This is a genomic window from Tatumella sp. JGM118, assembly GCF_018257515.1.
GTDB lineage: Bacteria > Pseudomonadota > Gammaproteobacteria > Enterobacterales > Enterobacteriaceae > Tatumella > Tatumella terrea.
Genome location: NZ_JAERJR010000026.1, coordinates 20,350 through 37,778, shown reverse-complemented (window position 1 = coordinate 37,778; position 17,429 = coordinate 20,350). Strand labels below are relative to the sequence as shown.

Annotated in this window: 15 protein-coding genes; 8 read left to right on the top strand and 7 right to left on the bottom strand. The window is 54.6% G+C overall.

What is annotated here, in order from left to right; genetic code table 11:
• Window positions 1–184: 184 nt before the first annotated feature.
• From hemY to hemC, 4 genes are read right to left on the bottom strand one after another with little or no spacing between them, the layout of a single operon-like run.
• Entirely contained in the window at window positions 185–1,381 is a 1,197-nt protein-coding gene (hemY, locus tag JK223_RS15710) for a protoheme IX biogenesis protein HemY (RefSeq protein WP_212715095.1), read from the bottom strand.
• A 2-nt stretch (window positions 1,382–1,383) separates the two neighbouring features.
• On the bottom strand, window positions 1,384–2,511 hold the full coding sequence (hemX, locus tag JK223_RS15705) for a uroporphyrinogen-III C-methyltransferase (protein WP_212715094.1): 1,128 nt from the start codon (window positions 2,509–2,511) through the stop codon (window positions 1,384–1,386).
• A 26-nt stretch (window positions 2,512–2,537) separates the two neighbouring features.
• Window positions 2,538–3,278, bottom strand: coding sequence for a uroporphyrinogen-III synthase (gene hemD / locus JK223_RS15700; protein ID WP_212715093.1), 741 nt, complete (start codon window positions 3,276–3,278; stop codon window positions 2,538–2,540).
• Window positions 3,275–4,219 carry a hydroxymethylbilane synthase gene (gene hemC / locus JK223_RS15695; protein ID WP_212715092.1) on the bottom strand — a complete coding sequence of 315 codons (945 nt, stop codon included), beginning with the start codon at window positions 4,217–4,219 and terminating at the stop codon, window positions 3,275–3,277. The genes hemD and hemC overlap by 4 nt, the downstream gene beginning before the upstream one ends.
• Before the next feature lie 299 nt (window positions 4,220–4,518).
• Here hemC and JK223_RS15690 point away from each other — a divergent pair, with 299 nt between their 5' ends.
• Window positions 4,519–7,077 (top strand): class I adenylate cyclase, encoded by a 2,559-nt coding sequence (locus JK223_RS15690; RefSeq protein ID WP_212715091.1) that lies wholly within the window; start codon window positions 4,519–4,521, stop codon window positions 7,075–7,077.
• Window positions 7,078–7,117: 40 nt separating this feature from the next.
• Here JK223_RS15690 and cyaY read toward each other — a convergent pair whose 3' ends face one another.
• The gene (cyaY, locus tag JK223_RS15685; protein ID WP_212715090.1) at window positions 7,118–7,435 is read right to left on the bottom strand and encodes an iron donor protein CyaY; all 318 of its coding nucleotides are present in this window, start codon (window positions 7,433–7,435) and stop codon (window positions 7,118–7,120) included.
• A gap of 178 nt (window positions 7,436–7,613) precedes the next feature.
• Between cyaY and JK223_RS17235 the strand changes: the two genes are divergently transcribed.
• The 7 genes from JK223_RS17235 to corA all read left to right on the top strand — a co-directional run bounded on the left by JK223_RS17235 (window position 7,614) and on the right by corA (window position 14,452).
• Entirely contained in the window at window positions 7,614–7,787 is a 174-nt protein-coding gene (locus tag JK223_RS17235) for a lipoprotein (protein WP_212715089.1), read from the top strand.
• A gap of 27 nt (window positions 7,788–7,814) precedes the next feature.
• Complete coding sequence (gene dapF, locus JK223_RS15675; protein WP_212715088.1) at window positions 7,815–8,639, top strand: diaminopimelate epimerase; 825 nt, start codon at window positions 7,815–7,817, stop codon at window positions 8,637–8,639.
• Complete coding sequence (locus tag JK223_RS15670; RefSeq protein ID WP_212715087.1) at window positions 8,636–9,343, top strand: DUF484 domain-containing protein; 708 nt, start codon at window positions 8,636–8,638, stop codon at window positions 9,341–9,343. The genes dapF and JK223_RS15670 overlap by 4 nt, the downstream gene beginning before the upstream one ends.
• Complete coding sequence (xerC, locus tag JK223_RS15665) at window positions 9,340–10,257, top strand: tyrosine recombinase XerC (RefSeq protein ID WP_212715086.1); 918 nt, start codon at window positions 9,340–9,342, stop codon at window positions 10,255–10,257. Before JK223_RS15670 ends, xerC begins: the two co-directional genes overlap by 4 nt.
• Window positions 10,257–10,973 (top strand): 5-amino-6-(5-phospho-D-ribitylamino)uracil phosphatase YigB, encoded by a 717-nt coding sequence (gene yigB, locus JK223_RS15660; protein WP_212715085.1) that lies wholly within the window; start codon window positions 10,257–10,259, stop codon window positions 10,971–10,973. The genes xerC and yigB overlap by 1 nt, the downstream gene beginning before the upstream one ends.
• Before the next feature lie 46 nt (window positions 10,974–11,019).
• Entirely contained in the window at window positions 11,020–13,182 is a 2,163-nt protein-coding gene (uvrD, locus tag JK223_RS15655; RefSeq protein WP_212715084.1) for a DNA helicase II, read from the top strand.
• A 316-nt stretch (window positions 13,183–13,498) separates the two neighbouring features.
• Window positions 13,499–14,452, top strand: a complete 954-nt coding sequence (gene corA, locus JK223_RS15650; protein ID WP_212715083.1) for a magnesium/cobalt transporter CorA — start codon at window positions 13,499–13,501, stop codon at window positions 14,450–14,452.
• 51 nt (window positions 14,453–14,503) lie between these two features.
• Here corA and JK223_RS15645 read toward each other — a convergent pair whose 3' ends face one another.
• A complete protein-coding gene (locus JK223_RS15645; protein ID WP_212715082.1) occupies window positions 14,504–15,814 on the bottom strand; it encodes a D-serine ammonia-lyase in 1,311 nt (436 codons plus the stop codon).
• A 29-nt stretch (window positions 15,815–15,843) separates the two neighbouring features.
• Window positions 15,844–17,376: an amidase gene (locus JK223_RS15640; protein ID WP_212715081.1), complete on the bottom strand. Its 1,533-nt coding sequence runs from the start codon at window positions 17,374–17,376 to the stop codon at window positions 15,844–15,846.
• Between the last annotated feature and the right edge of the window lie 53 nt (window positions 17,377–17,429).

Genomic DNA, 17,429 nt, shown 5'->3' with positions numbered 1-17,429 from the left:
ATTGTCACGCATACTGCCTTTGCCCCGCGGCGGGGCCCGGGCAGGCCTGTCGCAAGGCCCTTTGCCCGGTCGCCCGCAGCGGGGCAAAGGCAGTATGCGTGACAATAGAGCGAACCGGACAGGCAGGGGCTGAAATAAAAAAGGTGCCTGTTAAAGGCACCTTTGTATATGACGGTTTGTTCTGCTACTGCTCCGGGTTTTGTTTCAGAGTCAGTAACAACCCTTCACGTCGCATCCGCGCAGCTTCTTCCGGACGGCGCATCTTGTCATAGCAATCCGCCAGCCAGGCGTAATCAAACGCATCTGTACGCTGTTCCAGCGCCTGACGGAAGGCTTCAGATGCCTGTTGCCATTCGCCCTGACGCATCAGCATCTGCCCCAGTGTACTGTTCAGTAGCGGGGTAGCACCGTGCTGCTTAATCTGCTGGCGCAAGGCTTTTTCCAGCTGTTCAGGCGACGTACTGTTAATGCGTGGCAGAAGCAGGATCAGACGCTCGTCATACTGACGCTTCAGTCCGCTCAGTACAATTTCCTGCGCCGTTGCCGGGTCATTACACTCAATCAGGTGATTTGCCATCGCGACCTGCAGGGCGGTGTCCTGACGGGTTTTACGGCTCTGATTTCCCCACCACTGCTTAAGCCCTTCGCTGCCTTGTTCCGCCATGGCCTGATTCATCATACCCAGCCAGGCACGTTGCCGGAGATCCTGTAACTGATCGTCATTGATCACCTGTGACTTCTCCATGGAAGGCAGAATATCGAGCAGAGCCCGCCAGGCACCGGTATTCAGATAAGCCTGCTCTGCCAGGCGGAGCACTTCAGGGTGGCGTGGTGCCACTTCCAGCAAACGATCAATGCAGTGACGGGCCGCATGATCCTCTTTACGGGCCAGCAGAATACGGGCACGGGTAATTTCCACCGGGATCTGGTTGTCGCTGCTGACTTCAGCGGCACGCTCCAGGTGCTGATTCGCCCGGATTTCGTCCCCTCGCTGTTGTGCGGCTTCTGCCGCCAGCAGATAGTTGGCTAAAGGATCAGCCGCATGATCGGCATCGCGGGACAGCAGTTTCTCAACCTGCTTATGGTCGCCCTCCGCCAGTTTGATCAGCGCATCACGCGTATGTTGCTGTGCACGGCGACGTTTGCGGCCGGTGAACCAGCCACGGGTACGCTTTCCGGTACGCAGCAATCGACGCAGCAACCACTCGATGGCCAGGATCACCATCAACGCAACGATCAGGATGATCACCAGTCCGGTCACACTGGTTTCAATATTCCAGTGATCGGTCTGGATCAGTACATATCCCTGGTGACCCGCCAGCAGAGGGCCCAGCACAATCCCTGCCAGTAGCAATAAAAACAGAATCAGGATTTTTAGCATGCTTAATTCCCCTGTTGTACAGAGGGTGCTGAAGGCTGACTTAGCAATCCGCGAACCCGGGTTTGCATCAGTTTATCCAGCAATGGCTGGCTGGAAAGTGCATCCGGCACATCCATCGCAATGTTCTGCTGTTCCAGCGCATCAATCTGTGACAGAAATGCCCTGGTGGCCGGGTCGCTGGTGTCATACCAGGCGCGTACCCAGGAAGACACAGATTCCAGAGACTGTTTATAAATTTCGTTCTGGTGGCGCGGCACCGCCTGCGCAGCAATCAGTAATTTCGAACGGATATTTTCACGCAGATAAATATCCTGATTCGGGGCCAGCAGCGGCTGGGCGGTATTATCGCGACGGCGGATAGTAATAAAATTATCCATAAAGTTGTGCCAGCTTTTCTCCAGATTTTCACGCCATTGAGTCAGAGAACCGGAGAGTTCTTTGCTGTCGGCATCCATCGGATTGCTACTGTCTTCATCATCGGCCAGTCGCAGATTATCGACCCCGTTCGACAACTGATTCAGTTGCAGAATGATACCGTCATAATCCACCTGATTGATGGCAGAAAGGGTACTGATATCATTGGTCAGCGCGCGGCGTATATTCAGTACACTCGGGTCATCCATCTGCGCCAGGCTGCCATCAGCACTCTTTAATAACGCTGCCGCGGTGGTAACATCCTGGTCACTCCACAGTTTTCTCCCTGCCAGCTTCACCAGATAGTCGGCCTGAGCAATCAGCCAGCTGTTACTGTCATTGCCGGTCAGTGAGGCGACTTTATCACGTAGTGTACTCAGTTCTTTATCGGTGGCTCCCTGCTGCAACCGGGCATCCTGAAGTGCCTGTGTCGCTGAGCTAAGCTGCTGTGACAGCTGCTGCTGGCTGGTCTGGCTTTGCTGTGTCAGATCATTCAGTTGCTTTTCCAGTGACTGCAGAGAACGGGTCGCTGCACCTTGCTGCTGTGTGCTGTACCAGTAACTTCCGCCACCGGCAGCCAGAGCAATGATAATGGCCACAATGGCTAAAGTTGTTCCGCTGTTTTTTGCCGGTGAAGTCTTTTCTGCTGCCGGAGAAAGATTCTCTTCCGGTGGTGTGACTTCAGGCATGGCGGAGGGGTCTTTTTGTTCCGTCATTTTGGCTCATCCCATTGTTTTTTAGTTCAGTATAACGCGCGAAATAACGCGTCGTTATCCGCGCCATCAGCTACCGTTACAGACTGCCAGCCAGCTTCTCCGGCGAGGGTAGCTAAACGTTCACTGACGACAATCAGCCGGCAGTGTAATAACCATTCTCTGCGATCGATGGCAGGAAACAGCTGATATAAAAGTTGCAGCATTTCACCACTGGTCACGACCAGCGTGGTAATACCTTGCCTTCGCCAGCGCACCGCTTCTTCTGCGCCATGATACTGACAGGGGACCCGCTGATAGCATTCGCTGAGTTCAACGACAGCGCCACGCTCTGTGAGCGTTTCTGCCAGCAGCTCCCGGCCGCCATTTCCCCGAAGGATCAGTGCCCGTTTACCGGTGAGATCCTGCAGCGAAGGCAGATTCAGCAGCGTTTCACTGGTACCGGTATCCTGCGGGTAATTCACGTTCTGCAAACAGGCCTGATGTAATGCCAATGCGCTACGCCGACCTATAGCATAATAGTCGACACTGGCGGGCCATGCAGTATTGCTTTGCATAATTACCGGGGCCGCAAAACGGAGCGCCTGGTGTGATACGGCAAACAGCAGGTCATCCCGCGTCAGTGCAGACAGCTTTTGTGGTAATTCAGGCAGGCCCCGGCCGGCAGCATATTCAATTAACGGCAGGCTCCAGGCATGTTTGCCTGCCTGCCGTAATCGGGCCACCAGCGCGGAGGCTGAAGGCTCTGGCCGGGTGACCAGGATGGTCATACCGGCGGATGCCCCTGATAGACATCCCGTAAAATGTCCCCGGCACCCCGTTCCAGCAGTTCTTCCGCCAGCGAAATTCCCAACTGTTGAGCCTGAGAACGAGGGCCACGACGTTCGCCGTGTATAATCCGGCTGCCGTCCGGTGTTCCCACCAGCCCCCGTAACCAGAGTTCGTCGTTCTCCTGAAGAATAGCATAGCTGCCAATCGGTACCTGGCAACCGCCTTCCAGCCGGGTATTCATCGCCCGTTCTGCACGGACACAGGTTTCAGTATCGTGGTGGTTAAGTGCCTGCAGCAGTGAAATCAGTTCAGCATCATCCAGACGGCATTCAATACCGACCGCTCCCTGACCGACCGCAGGCAGAGACACTTCTGCCGGCAGCGTACTGCGGATCCGTGTCTCCAGCCCCAGTCGCTTCAGACCAGCCGCAGCCAGAATAATCGCATCGTATTCCCCGGCATCCAGTTTGGAAAGACGGGTACCGACATTGCCGCGTAAAGAGCGGATCACTAAATCCGGGCGGCGTGCACTTAGCTGACACTGACGGCGCAGGCTGGATGTGCCCACGATGGCACCGGCAGGAAGTTCATCAATGGTCTGATATTTATCAGACACAAAGGCATCATGCGGGTCTTCGCGTGGACAAATCGTGACCAGGCCGAGACCGTCCGGAAATGCGACAGGGACATCTTTCATGGAATGCACCGCCAGATCGGCACGATTTTCCATCATGGCCAGTTCCAGCTCTTTGACAAACAGCCCTTTACCACCCACTTTCGATAACGGGGTATCCAGCAGGACATCACCTTTAGTGACCATCGGGACCAGTTCAACCTGTAAGCCCGGATGGGCGGCCATCAACTGTTCCTGCACATAATGCGCCTGCCAGAGAGCCAGCGGGCTTTGCCTTGTCGCGATACGAATTGTTTTGTCAGACATGTCGTTAACCGTTTTTGTCGTTTGCTAATCATCCTATCATTTAAACGATAAATGTGGCAGGCTTCGGCGATGAAATCCGGACGGTCAGTAATGGTATATGGCCCGTCGCAATCAGGGTTCAGTGGCATCTAATATTAAGATTCCGTGGTGAAAGGTGATAAAATAATCATTGCAGTGACCGTGGGCGGGTCCGGGAGTGGAAATGTTTTTTTTCATTTCGCACTGTCCCTGCGTCACGAGTATCTTGTTTTATCGGAGTATAAAAGTGCGTAATTACCGGAAATTGCAGGCAAAACGTCTTGTACCTTTATATTGAAACTCTGAAACAGAGACTGGATGCCATTAACCAGCTCAGGGTCGATCGGGCAATGGCAGCGATGGGACCCGCTTTCCGGCAGGTATATAGCTTGCTGCCTGCTTTACTGCACTATCATCATTCTGCGCTGCCAGGATATCAGCCGGGCAACGTACCTCACGGTATCAGTTTTTTTACGCCTGCTGCACATCAGCTGAACCTCCTGAAACGTTTTTCTGACGAACCCTTCCTGCAGCATATCCACCCGCAGGGAGAAGCGCCGATCACCGGGGTGTATTCCATGGGCAGTACGTCCTCGGTGGGGCAGAATAATCATTCCGATCTGGATATCTGGGTCTGCCATCAGTCCTGGCTGGACAGTGACGAAAGACATAAATTACAGAATAAATGCCGTCTGCTGACTCAATGGTGCCAGTCGCTCGGCATCGAAGTCAGCTTTTTCCTGATCGATGAAAACCGTTTCCGGCATAACGAAAGCGGTAATCTGGGCTCCGAGGACTGCGGCAGCACACAGCATATTCTGCTGCTGGATGAATTTTACCGTTCCGCTGTCCGGATGGCGGGCAAACGTATCCTCTGGAATATGGTGCCGGTCTCAGAAGAGGGGCGCTACGATGATTATGTCATGTCTTTGTATGCCGGTGGCGCGCTGACCCCCAATGAATGGCTGGACCTGGGGGGCCTGAGCACGCTTTCTGCCGAAGAGTATTTCGGTGCCAGCCTCTGGCAGCTGTATAAAAGTATCGACTCCCCTTATAAAGCCGTCCTGAAAACCTTACTGCTGGAAGCCTATACCCGCGAATATCCGGATACCCGCCTGCTGGCGATGGATATCAAACAACGACTGCATGACGGTGAAATAGTCAGTTTTGGCCTTGACCCGTATTGCATGATGCTGGAAAAGGCCACGGACTATTTACAGGCGATTGATGATCCGGCCCGGCTGGACCTGGTACGCCGGTGTTTCTACCTGAAAGCCTGTGAAAAGCTGTCGGTGGAACAGCCGCAGGGACGTTCACAATGGCGGCGGGAAATATTAAGTCAGCTGGTAAAAGAATGGGGCTGGGATCAGCAACGGCTGCAGATGCTCGACAGCCGTGACAGCTGGAAGATCGACCAGGTACGCGAAGCGCATAACGAATTACTGGATGCGATGATGCAGAGCTATCGTAACCTGATCCGTTTTGCGCGCCGTAATAATTTAAGTGTGAGTGCCAGCCCGCAGGATATCGGGGTGCTGACCCGTAAATTGTACGCAGCGTTTGAAGTGCTGCCCGGCAAAGTGATCCTGGTCAACCCGCAGATTTCACCGGATCTGAGTGAAGAGAATCTGACGTTTATCCACGTCCCGGAAGGGCGTGCCAATCGCCCTGGCTGGTATCTGTATAATTATGCGCCGCAGATGAATTCCATCATTAGTCATCAGCCGCTGGAATATAACCGCTACCTGATCAAGCTGGTGGCATGGAGCTGGTTTAATGGTCTGCTGACCGACAAAACCCGGCTGCATATTAAAGGCAGCGGCGGATGTGATGCCGAAAAACTGCAGGGTCTGGTGGCGGATGTCTCCCATCATTTCCCGCTGCGTGTGCCGGCTCCGACCCCGAAAGCGTTATACAGCCCGTGTGAAATTCGTCATCTGGCCATTATGGTGAATCTGGAATATGACCCTACCGCGGCGTTCAGGGATCAGGTCATCCATTTTGATTTCCGTAAGCTGGATGTTTTCAGCTTCGGACAGCAGCAACGCTGCCTGATCGGGAGTATTGACCTGCTGTACCGCAACTCCTGGAATGAAGTGCGTACCCTGCATTTTCACGGAGAGCAGTCGATGATTGATGCGCTCAAAACCATCCTCGGTAAGATGCATCAGGATGCGCTGCCCCCGGACAGCGTTGAGGTGTTTTGTTACAGCCAGCACCTGCGCGGGCTCATCCGTACGCGGGTTCAGCAACTGGTCTCGGAATGCATTGATATCCGTCTCTCCAGCACCCGTCAGGAACCGGGACGCTTTAAGGCTCTGCGGCTGGCAGGAGATACCTGGGGGATTTTCTTCGAGCGGATGAGTGTGTCGGTCCAGAAACTGGAAAACGCGGTAGAGTTTTACGGTGCCATTTCCAACAATAAATTGCATGGCTTATCGATTAAGGTGGAATCGCAGCAAGCGGAATTGCCGGCGGTCGTGAATGGCTATGCCAGTGAAGGGATCATTCAGTTCTTTTTTGAAGACAGCCCGTCTTCCGCCGATTTTAATATTTATATTCTGGATGAGCAGAACAGGGTCGAGGTCTATCGCCATTGTGAAGGCAGTAAGGAAGAACTGGTGCGCGATGTCAGCCGGTTCTATTCGTCCTCGCACGACCGCTTTACGTATGGCTCCGGCTTTATCAATTTTAACCTGCCCCAGTTTTATCAGCTGGTGGCGGAAAGCGGAAAAACCCGGGTGTTACCTTTCCGGTCAGCCTCTCACGATGAAGTGGCTGAACATGTTTCCCCACAACTGAGCCAGAATATCTTACCGCGGTCAAAGAATTTGTTCTGAACGGAGTCAGCCGGCACAGACATCCTGCCGGCTTGCAGACTCAGAAACTGAATTTTTCGCCGGACTGGGCGGTACACGCCTGCTCCAGCAAGGCCCAGAATTCGGTCCCGCTGCGGTCACAAATCCAGTGTGACGACTGATAGCTGAAGTGATATCCCCCGGCTTTTGTTGCCAGCCAGACCTGATGCAGTGGTTCCTGACGGTTAATGACAATTTTACTGCCATTTTCAAAGCTCAGCGTCATCACACTGCCGTGGGTTTCGTAATCGATATCGGCATCGCCGTCATGCTCATCCAGGCGCTCTTCGACGCTCAGAAGTAACTGGTCTGCCAGTTGATGAAATTCACTGTCGTTCATTATTGCTCCCCTGTTTTTTGCAAAGTATAGCGCGCTGATATTGTTTGCCAATCCTTGTCGGGTTCCCGGGGAGAGGCTTCTGCACCTGAGAGCGGAATTCAGGGATTTTCTGTTGCTTTTCCTTGTTCAACTGCGATGATAAGTGAATGAGATTAAGCACAGATTGAGTGTAAGCAAAATGAAAAAAATGTTCGGTTGGCTGTTAGTCATAGTGATCCCCGCAGTATTAACAGGATGCGGACTGAAGGGACCACTCTATTTTCCGAAAGATCAGGCCCGTCATCATAAAACCACAACAGTCGTGCCACAGGATACTGACACTTCAGTTCCTGCAGGAACTGTAGCACCATAAATCGCAGTGTAACCGGCGGAGCAAACAATGCAGTTTTCAAAAATGCACGGTCTCGGCAATGATTTTATGGTCGTTGACGCAGTCACTCAGAATGTTTTTTTCTCGCCGGAACTGATTCGCCGGCTGTCCGACCGCCATCTGGGCGTAGGGTTTGATCAGTTACTGATAGTTGAGCCGCCTTATGACCCGGAACTGGATTTTCATTATCGCATCTTCAACGCCGATGGCAGTGAAGTCGCACAATGCGGTAACGGCGCCCGCTGTTTTGCCCGTTTTGTCCGGCTGAAAGGGCTGACCAACAAAAAAGATATCCGGGTCAGCACCCACACCGGCAGGATGGTTCTGACCGTCAACAGTGATGAAACCGTGCGGGTGAATATGGGCGAGCCGGATTTTGAACCGGCGAATATTCCTTTTCGCGCCAACAAAGCCGAAAACCTTTATCTGCTGCGGTTAGCTGAGCAGACCCTGATGTTCGGTGCCGTTTCCATGGGCAATCCGCATTGTGTTATTCAGGTGGACAATATTAAAACCGCGGCTGTTGAGGTGCTCGGCCCGCAGATGGAAAGCCATGAGCGCTTTCCTGAACGGGTCAATGTCGGTTTTATGGAAGTGGTTTCCCGTGCTCATATCCGTTTAAGGGTCTATGAGCGGGGAGCCGGAGAAACACAGGCCTGTGGCAGCGGAGCTTGCGCGGCAGTTGCCAGTGGTATACTTCAGGGATTGCTGGCGGCGAATGTCCGGGTCGATTTACCGGGCGGCAGTTTAACCATCACCTGGGACGGGCCGGGCACCCCGCTGTATATGACGGGCCCGGCAACACATGTTTACGACGGATTTATCCATTTATGAAACCCGATGAAGAACCGGAATTACTGAAAGATATGGCACCTGATGAGCAATCTGTCAGTGACTATTTGTGTCGTAATCCTGATTTCTTTATCCGTAATGCCCGCCAGGTCGAACAGATGCAGGTGCCTCATCCGGTGAGGGGGAGTGTTTCGTTGGTGGAATGGCACATGGCGCGCCAGCGTAATCACATTCAGCAACTGGAAGAAGAAATCACCTTGCTGATGGAACAAGCCACGGCGAATCAGCAGCTTTTCGGGCAGTTATTAGCGTTACAGTCACACCTCGCGGCAGCGGACAGTCTGCAGGATATGCTTGAACGGTTACACCGCTGGGCCAGAGGTCTCGGGCTGGCAGGGGCTACCGTCCGTCTGTTCAGTGAAAAATGGTTGCTGGGTGCACCGTCGGGGTTTACCGGCCTCGGGCTGTCCCGGCAGGCGTTTGATTCATTGCGGATCCAGCGCTTTGGCCGCCGCCAGCATTATCTTGGCCCGCTGAACGGGCCGGAATTACTCCTGTTATTACCGGAAGCGAAGGCGATAGGCTCGGTGGCCATGTCGCTGATGGGCGAAGATGAGGACCTCGGTGTGCTTATCTTCAGCAGTCGTGATAAACATCATTACCAGCCGGGAATGGGCACGGAATTACTGCAATATCTGGCCGGAATGCTGCCCGAACTTCTGACCCGATGGGTTTCCCGCCAATGAGTGCCGCCGACCTCGCCGATAGCCTGCAGGCACCTGTCGACCGTTTTCTGCGTTACCTGAAGGTCGAGCGCCAGTTGAGTCCGCTAACGCTGACCAGTTATCAGCGGCAGTTAACGGCGTTGATCCTGCTGATGAAGGAGGCCGGTCTGCAGCAGTGGGCGCAACTGGAGCCTGCCCATGTCCGTGCGCTGGCCGCGAAAAGTCGCCGTAACGGGTTACAGACGACCAGTCTGGCATTACGGTTGTCCGCCTTACGCAGCTTTCTTGACTGGCAGGTTGACCAGGGGGCATTACCGGCTAACCCGGCGAAGGGGATTGCCACGCCGAAAACGTCCCGTCATCTGCCAAAGAATATAGATGTCGATGAAATGGGGCAGTTGCTGGACATCGACCTCAATGACCCGTTATCGGTGCGTGACCGGACCATGCTGGAGGTGATGTACGGCGCCGGATTACGTTTAGCAGAGCTGGTCAACCTGGATTGCCGCCATTTCGATGCGGAGTCCGGGGAAATCCTGGTCACGGGGAAAGGCAGTAAAGAACGGCGATTACCGATAGGGCGCACGGCCTGTGAATGGATGTTACGCTGGCTGCAAATGCGGGAGTTATTTGGTCCGCAGGAGGATGCGGTCTTTCTTTCTCAGCAGGGCAACCGTATCTCCGCGCGTAATGTTCAGAAGCGTTTTGCCGGCTGGGGGGTGAAACAGGGACTCAGCAGCCATATCCATCCGCATAAATTGCGTCATTCGTTTGCCACCCATATGCTGGAGTCCAGCGGCGATTTACGTGCTGTCCAGGAGCTGCTGGGCCATGCGAACCTGTCGACCACCCAGATCTATACTCATCTGGACTTTCAGCATCTGGCTTCGGTGTATGATGCTGCCCATCCGCGGGCGAAACGAGGAAAAAAATAATGCACTTTTACCGACCTCCGGGAAAGATCCGCGCCATGACCTTTGATCTGGATGACACGCTGTACGATAACGGCGATGTGATCCTGACGACGGTCAGAAAAACACATCAGGCGTTACAGCAGTGGCACCCGGCGTTAGCCGGGGTGACGGTCAGTGACTATGAAGCCGCCCGTGATCAGGTCAAACGTGAGGAACCGGAGGCCGTCCACGACGTCACGCTGTGGCGGGAAAAGGCGCTCTTCCGTGTGATGCTGAAGGCCGGGCTGCCGCATGAGACCTGCCATCAGGGGGTATCAGAGGTGATGTCTGTGTTTGCCCGCTGGCGCAGCGACGTGGAGATGCCGGACGCTACCCACCGCACTCTGGGTTATCTGGCGGAACGCATACCGCTGGTAGCGATCACCAACGGGAATGCGGAACCGGAAAAAATGGGCATTGCCGGGTATTTTCACTTTATTCTGCGTGCCGGACCGGATGGCCGGGCAAAACCGGCGCAGGATATGTATCGGCTGGCGGCAGAACGCCTGCAATTACCGGCGGCAGAAATACTGCATATCGGCGATGATCTGACGACCGATGTTGCCGGGGCCATTGCCAATGGCTTTCAGTCCTGCTGGATAAATCCCGGTGACCGTGACCTGATGACAGCCCCGGATGCCCGTCTGTTGCCCCATCTGGAAATTTCGCGGTTGGATTCGCTGATGACGCTGGTATAATGGCTGTAAAAATATACAGTTAAATTTCTCCTCAATTGCGGTGCTTATGGACGTTTCTGATCTGCTCAACAGTTTAAATGATAACCAGCGTGAAGCCGTGGCGGCACCGCGCAGCAATTTGCTGGTACTGGCGGGGGCCGGTAGTGGTAAAACCCGCGTGCTGGTACACCGGATCGCCTGGTTGCTGACCGTTGAGAACTGTTCTCCCTACTCCATTATGGCGGTGACCTTCACCAACAAAGCGGCGGCAGAGATGAGCCACCGGATTGAACAGGTGCTGGGGACCAGTCAGGGAGGTATGTGGATCGGGACGTTCCATGGCCTGGCCCATCGGTTATTACGCGCCCATCCGCTGGATGCGGGGTTACCTGCCGATTTCCAGATCCTGGACAGCGAAGATCAGTTACGGTTACTGAAACGCCTGATCAAAGCGCTGAATCTGGATGATAAGCAGTGGCCTGCCCGGCAGGCCATGTGGTACATCAACGGTAAAAAAGACGAAGGCCTGCGGCCAAAGCATATCGAAAGTTACGGCAATCCGGTTGAGCAGACCTGGCTGAAAATTTATCAGGCCTATCAGGAAGCCTGTGACCGCGCCGGGCTGGTCGATTTTGCAGAACTGCTGCTCCGCGCCCATGAGTTATGGCTCAATAAGCCGCATATCCTTAACCACTACCGTGAGCGTTTTACCAATCTGCTGGTGGACGAATTCCAGGATACCAATAATATCCAGTATGCCTGGATACGGATGCTGGCAGGTGATACGGGACGAGTCATGATCGTCGGTGATGATGACCAGTCGATTTACGGCTGGCGTGGCGCACAGGTCGAAAATATTCAGCGTTTCCTGAACGACTTCCCGGGCGCACATACCATCCGTCTGGAACAGAATTACCGTTCTACCCGTAACATTCTTAAAGCCGCCAATACGCTGATCGCCAATAATGAAGGGCGTCTGGGGAAAGAACTCTGGACAGAAGACAGCGACGGGGAACCGATTTCGCTGTATTGCGCGTTCAACGAGCTGGATGAATCGCGCTTTGTGGTCGGGCGGATCCGGCACTGGCATGAGCAGGGCGGGGCACTGGCCGATTGCGCCATCCTCTATCGCAGTAACGCCCAATCCCGTGTGCTGGAAGAAGCCCTGCTACAAAGCAGTCTGCCTTACCGGATCTATGGTGGCATGCGCTTCTTCGAACGACAGGAGATCAAGGATTCCCTGGCGTATCTGCGTCTGATCTCTAACCGTAATGACGATGCGGCGTTTGAGCGGGTGGTCAATACTCCGACCCGCGGCATCGGTGACCGGACGCTTGATGTGGTACGTCAGGCAGCCCGCGATCGCCAGCTGACGTTATGGCAATCCTCCCGTGAGTTGCTGACAGAGAAAGTCCTGGCCGGCCGGGCGGCCTCGGCGCTGCAACGTTTTATTGAACTGATCGATTCCCTGTCTCATGAAACCTGCGAACTGCCCTTGCATGTACAGACCGATCGCGTCATTAAAGACTCCGGCCTGTGGATGATGTATGAGCAGGAAAAAGGGGAGAAAGGACAGGCCCGGATAGAAAACCTTGAAGAACTGGTGACGGCGACCCGCCAGTTCAGCTATCAGGATGAAGACCAGGATCTGATGCCGCTGCAGGCCTTTCTGTCGCATGCGGCGCTGGAAGCGGGTGAAGGACAAGCCGACAAATGGCAGGATGCGGTTCAGCTGATGACCATGCATGCCGCAAAAGGTCTCGAGTTCAGCCAGGTGTTTATTGTCGGTATGGAAGAAGGCATGTTTCCGAGCCAGATGTCGCTGGAAGAAGGTGGCCGGCTGGAAGAAGAACGCCGTCTGGCCTATGTCGGAGTGACGCGTGCGATGCAGAAACTGACCCTGACCTATGCGGAAAGCCGCCGGTTATACGGTAAAGAGGTCTCACATCGTCCTTCACGCTTTATCAGGGAGATCCCGGAAGAATGTGTCGAAGAGGTGCGGTTACGGGCCAGTGTCAGCCGTCCGGTCAGTCATCAGCGGATGGGTGCCCCGGTCACCAGCAATGACAGCGGTTATAGCCTGGGTCAGCGGGTAAAACATGCCAAATTTGGTGAAGGAACTATTATTAATCTGGAAGGCAGCGGTGATCATTGCCGGCTGCAAATCGCTTTTCAGGGACAAGGCGTGAAATGGCTGGTGGCCGCGTATGCCAGACTGGAAAGTGTCTGATCGACGGGACTAACCTTGACGATTTTTTCATCCCGTCGTAACATGCGCGCACTATTATTATTAAGAGGACAATGCCTTGGACACGCCCAGTCGCTGCTGGCAAACAGACCTGAACAACAGGCTACCCCGCTAAGGCAACCTCATACCGGTAGCCGTAGCGGTTACCGGTGACCCTCTGTAACTCACCGTCATTTGCGCCAGCATTGATTTATCACATTTGTGGTTTCTGTGTTCGGGCACCAGCTGTGCCGATCATCGGTTATCTGCGGTCTACAGCCTTGTCCCATCCTGTCAGAAATGGGGAGTACGTACTGCTATGCTGAGTGCATTTAAACTGGAAGAAAATCGTCTGAGCCGTATGGAAATGGAGAGCGGGAATACGTCTCTTGCACCGTCGGTCTGGATCGATCTGATTGAACCTGATGAACAGGAACGTGATTACGTTCAGGAAGAGCTGGGACAGAGTCTGGCGACCCGTCCTGAGCTGGAAGACATCGAAGCCTCAGCGCGTTTTTTTGAAGACGAAGATGGCCTGCATATCCACTCCTTCTTCTTTTTTGAAGATGCCGATGATCATGCGGGTAATGCGACAGTGGCCTTTACTATCCGTGATGACCGTCTTTTTACTCTGCGTGAGCGTGAGTTACCGGCATTCCGTCTCTATCGTATGCGTGCGCGCAACCAGACTCTGATCGATGGTAATGCGTTTGAACTGCTGCTGGATCTGTTCGAGACCAAAATCGAGCAACTGGCGGATGAAATTGAGAATATCTACACCGCGCTGGAAAAGTTAAGCCGCGTGATTATGGAAGGCCAGCAGGGTGAAGAGTACGACGAGGCACTTTCACGACTGGCTGAACTGGAAGATATTGGCTGGAAGGTCCGCTTATGTCTGATGGATACACAGCGGGCGCTGAACTTCCTGGTGCGTAAAGCCCGTCTGCCGGCAAATCAGCTGGAACAGGCCCGTGAAATTCTGCGCGATATCGATTCACTGTTACCTCATAATGAATCGCTGTTCCAGAAAGTAAACTTTCTGATGCAGGCCGCGATGGGTTTCATCAGTATCGAACAGAACCGTATCATCAAGATCTTCTCGGTCGTTTCGGTGGTGTTCCTGCCTCCGACACTGGTTGCATCAAGCTATGGGATGAACTTTGAGTTTATGCCGGAACTGAAATGGACATTCGGGTATCCGGGTGCCGTTTTGCTGATGATCCTGGCGGCACTGGCCCCTTACCTTTACTTCAAACGTCGTAACTGGCTGTAAGTCAGCCGGCGAAACAGGCAGCCCGGGGCTGCCTGTTTACTTTTCAGCAGTTTAACCACGATGGGTCAGGTAATGCTGCATTTCTTCTGCGGGTACCATTCCGCCGCCGGTTCCCCAGATGAGATGTGTCGCATTCTGTAACGGGAGATCGGCAAACGTTTCGATGATCCGCGCAACGCCCGGCGCGCCCGCCAGCGCGGAAGGCTCCAGTTGCAGGTCTTCCGTGGCATCCAGTAACTGTAATAATTCGAACAGCTCTTTATCCGGCACCGTATAGCAGCCGTCGATCATCCTTGCCATGGAACGCCCCACAAAACCTGAAGGACGACCGACCGCCAGTCCGTCTGCCGCCGTACGATTACTGATCCCAAAGTCGGCTACCGATAACGCGTCATGCAGCCCGGTATATAACCCCATCAGCATACAGGGGGACTCCGTCGGCTCGGCAAAGAAGCAATGGACATGATCACCGAAGGCCAGTTTCAGACCGAAAGCGATCCCGCCCGGCCCACCGCCAACTCCGCAGGGCAGATAGACGCATAGCGGATGCTCAGCATCGACCGGGATATTCTTCTCCGCCAGTTGGGCTTTGAGTCTTTCACCGGCCACGGCATAGCCCAGGAACAGGTTCCGGGAGTTTTCATCATCGATGAAGTAGCAATGCTCATCTTGCTCTGCCTGCTGACGCCCCTGTTCAACCGCCTGACCATAATCCCCCGCATACTCCACGACGTTAACGCCGTGGCTGCGCAGTTTATCTTTCTTCCATTGCCGCGCATCGGCGGACATGTGCACGGTGGTGTCGAAGCCCAGCCCCGACGCGGCAATACCGATAGATAAGCCCAGATTACCGGTACTGCCGACGGCGATCCGGTGGCGACGGAACAGGTCCCGGCAGGAGTCGCTGGCGAGGATGCGGTAATCATCGGTCAGTGATACTGCGCCGTGGCGGAGAGCCAGTTGCTCGGCATGGAACAATACTTCATAAATTCCGCCTCTGGCTTTCACGGACCCGGAGATCGGTAAATGGCTGTCTTTCTTCAGCCATAAACGCGGTTGCCAGGGTAAGGTATAACGCCCGGTTAATGCGGCAGAGAATGCCGTGACTTCCTGTAATTCTGACTCAATGATCCCCCGGGTGGCAGCGACTTCAGGGAAAAGTTCAGCCAGAAGGGGGGCAAAGCGCTGCAGACGTGCGCTGGCCTCACTGACATCGGCCGCGGTCAGACGGATATCGCCCAGGGCCTCGCTGAACGGTGCAAGCCCCGGGTTACGCCAGCACACCGGCACGGTAGCCAGTAAGGATGACATCAGCGGATAGTCGTGCTGCCACGTGTCGATACTTTTTCCATAAACAATCATCTGTCTTTTTATCTCCTGAAAACCGGGCGTCAGACCGCTGACGCCCCTTCCATGGCCGTACGATGCTCCGCGGCGGATAACGGCGGATGGGTGACCGGTGTCCACAGGTCGACCTGGCCTGATTTCAGCGCCTGCAGATCAGGCAGAGGACGGCACAGATCCTCTGTGGTTTCACAATACGCTTCCAGCGCCCGGGCCGCCAGCATCAGCTCCAGATCACCCCGGAATTTGCCGATCACCTGCATACCGAAAGGCATGTTTTTATGGTCCACTCCCATCGGCATTGAGAGCGCCGGATTCGTGGCTAAGGTGACCACATAGGTCAGTGCCAGCCAGCGGTAGTAATTATCCAGAGGGACACCGTTCACTGAGTCCAGATACGGTTGCTGCCAGGGAAAAGCGGACACCGGAGTGACCGGAGAAAGGATCAGGTCATATTTCTCAAACTGTGTCTGAAAATGGCGGAAAATCCGTGTCTGTTCCGCATTCCCCCGGACGCAATCCTTTAATGACATTTTCGCGCCCAGTTCATAGTTAGCCCGGGGGTTCGGCCCCAGAGAGTCAGGGTCTTTTTCATAGGCGGACTGCAGGCTGGCGACGAAGGCTTCGGCACGCAGGACATCGAAACAGGCATGCCCGTTTTCCATGCGAAACTCCGCTTCTTCGCAGCTGGCGAACAGGCCTTTCAGGCGGCTGATTTTCTGACGGAAGACCTGACGGATCGAGTTATCAACATCACAGATCCCGAAGTCCTCGGTATAGCCTACCCGCAATCCGGCCAGGGCCGTGGGGGACATATCGGTGATACTCTGCGGCATGGTGAACGGATAACTGAGCGGATCGTTGCCAGCCAGCCCGGCAGTGGCTGCCAGTTGCAGCCAGGTATCAGCCACATTTCTGCCCATCGGACCGACCACGGAGATCGGCGTCCATCCCAGCAGTTTACGCTCACTGGGGACCAGGCCCGGTGACGGGCGCAGACCCACGATACCGCATTTGGCCGCCGGAATACGTAAGGAGCCCCCGGTATCTGAACCACTGCACAGAGGCACCATGCTGGCTGCCAGGGCGGCGGCGGATCCTCCGGAAGAGCCTCCGGCATTCAGTTCAGGATTGAAGGGGTTACCGGTCGCTCCCCAGACCGCATTGCGGGTATTCGCCCCGGCGCCCATTTCCGGGACATTGGTTTTCCCGACCACAATGGCGCCGGCCTGGCGTAAACGGTGAACCAGTTCATTGTCTCTGGCGGGAACATTCGCCCGATATAACGGTGAACCATAGGTGGTCAGTAACCCTTCGGTCTCTTCCAGGTCCTTAATCCCGATGGGTAACCCGCGTAAAATTCCGCCCGGCTCCCCCCGCAAGATTGCCTGTTCGGCGAGGCGGGCTTCTTTTCTCGCCCTGTCGAAGGAAGTGGCGCAAAAAGCATTAATTTTCGGGTTCAGTTCCCCGATCCGGGTAATGCAGGACTCAAGAACCTCGCAGGGAGAGACTTCGCGCGTTTCGATCAGTTGCTTCAGTTCTGTTGCACTTAAATCGGCTAACTCGTCAGGATAAGACATGGCCGGGTTCTCCTGTGTCAGGGATGTCAGTCAGCTATCGCTCCGGCATAAGA

Bases quoted from the DNA above. Each gene is read 5' to 3' on its own strand.
- yigB (WP_212715085.1), top strand. From the start codon at position 10,257: ATGCACTTTTACCGACCTCCGGGAAAGATCCGCGCCATGACCTTTGAT.
- JK223_RS15645 (WP_212715082.1), bottom strand. From the start codon at position 15,814: ATGATTGTTTATGGAAAAAGTATCGACACGTGGCAGCACGACTATCCG.
- JK223_RS15640 (WP_212715081.1), bottom strand. From the start codon at position 17,376: ATGTCTTATCCTGACGAGTTAGCCGATTTAAGTGCAACAGAACTGAAG.
- hemX (WP_212715094.1), bottom strand. From the start codon at position 2,511: ATGACGGAACAAAAAGACCCCTCCGCCATGCCTGAAGTCACACCACCG.
- hemD (WP_212715093.1), bottom strand. From the start codon at position 3,278: ATGACCATCCTGGTCACCCGGCCAGAGCCTTCAGCCTCCGCGCTGGTG.
- uvrD (WP_212715084.1), top strand. From the start codon at position 11,020: ATGGACGTTTCTGATCTGCTCAACAGTTTAAATGATAACCAGCGTGAA.
- JK223_RS15670 (WP_212715087.1), top strand. From the start codon at position 8,636: ATGAAACCCGATGAAGAACCGGAATTACTGAAAGATATGGCACCTGAT.
- dapF (WP_212715088.1), top strand. From the start codon at position 7,815: ATGCAGTTTTCAAAAATGCACGGTCTCGGCAATGATTTTATGGTCGTT.
- JK223_RS17235 (WP_212715089.1), top strand. From the start codon at position 7,614: ATGAAAAAAATGTTCGGTTGGCTGTTAGTCATAGTGATCCCCGCAGTA.
- hemC (WP_212715092.1), bottom strand. From the start codon at position 4,219: ATGTCTGACAAAACAATTCGTATCGCGACAAGGCAAAGCCCGCTGGCT.
- hemY (WP_212715095.1), bottom strand. From the start codon at position 1,381: ATGCTAAAAATCCTGATTCTGTTTTTATTGCTACTGGCAGGGATTGTG.
- corA (WP_212715083.1), top strand. From the start codon at position 13,499: ATGCTGAGTGCATTTAAACTGGAAGAAAATCGTCTGAGCCGTATGGAA.
- cyaY (WP_212715090.1), bottom strand. From the start codon at position 7,435: ATGAACGACAGTGAATTTCATCAACTGGCAGACCAGTTACTTCTGAGC.
- xerC (WP_212715086.1), top strand. From the start codon at position 9,340: ATGAGTGCCGCCGACCTCGCCGATAGCCTGCAGGCACCTGTCGACCGT.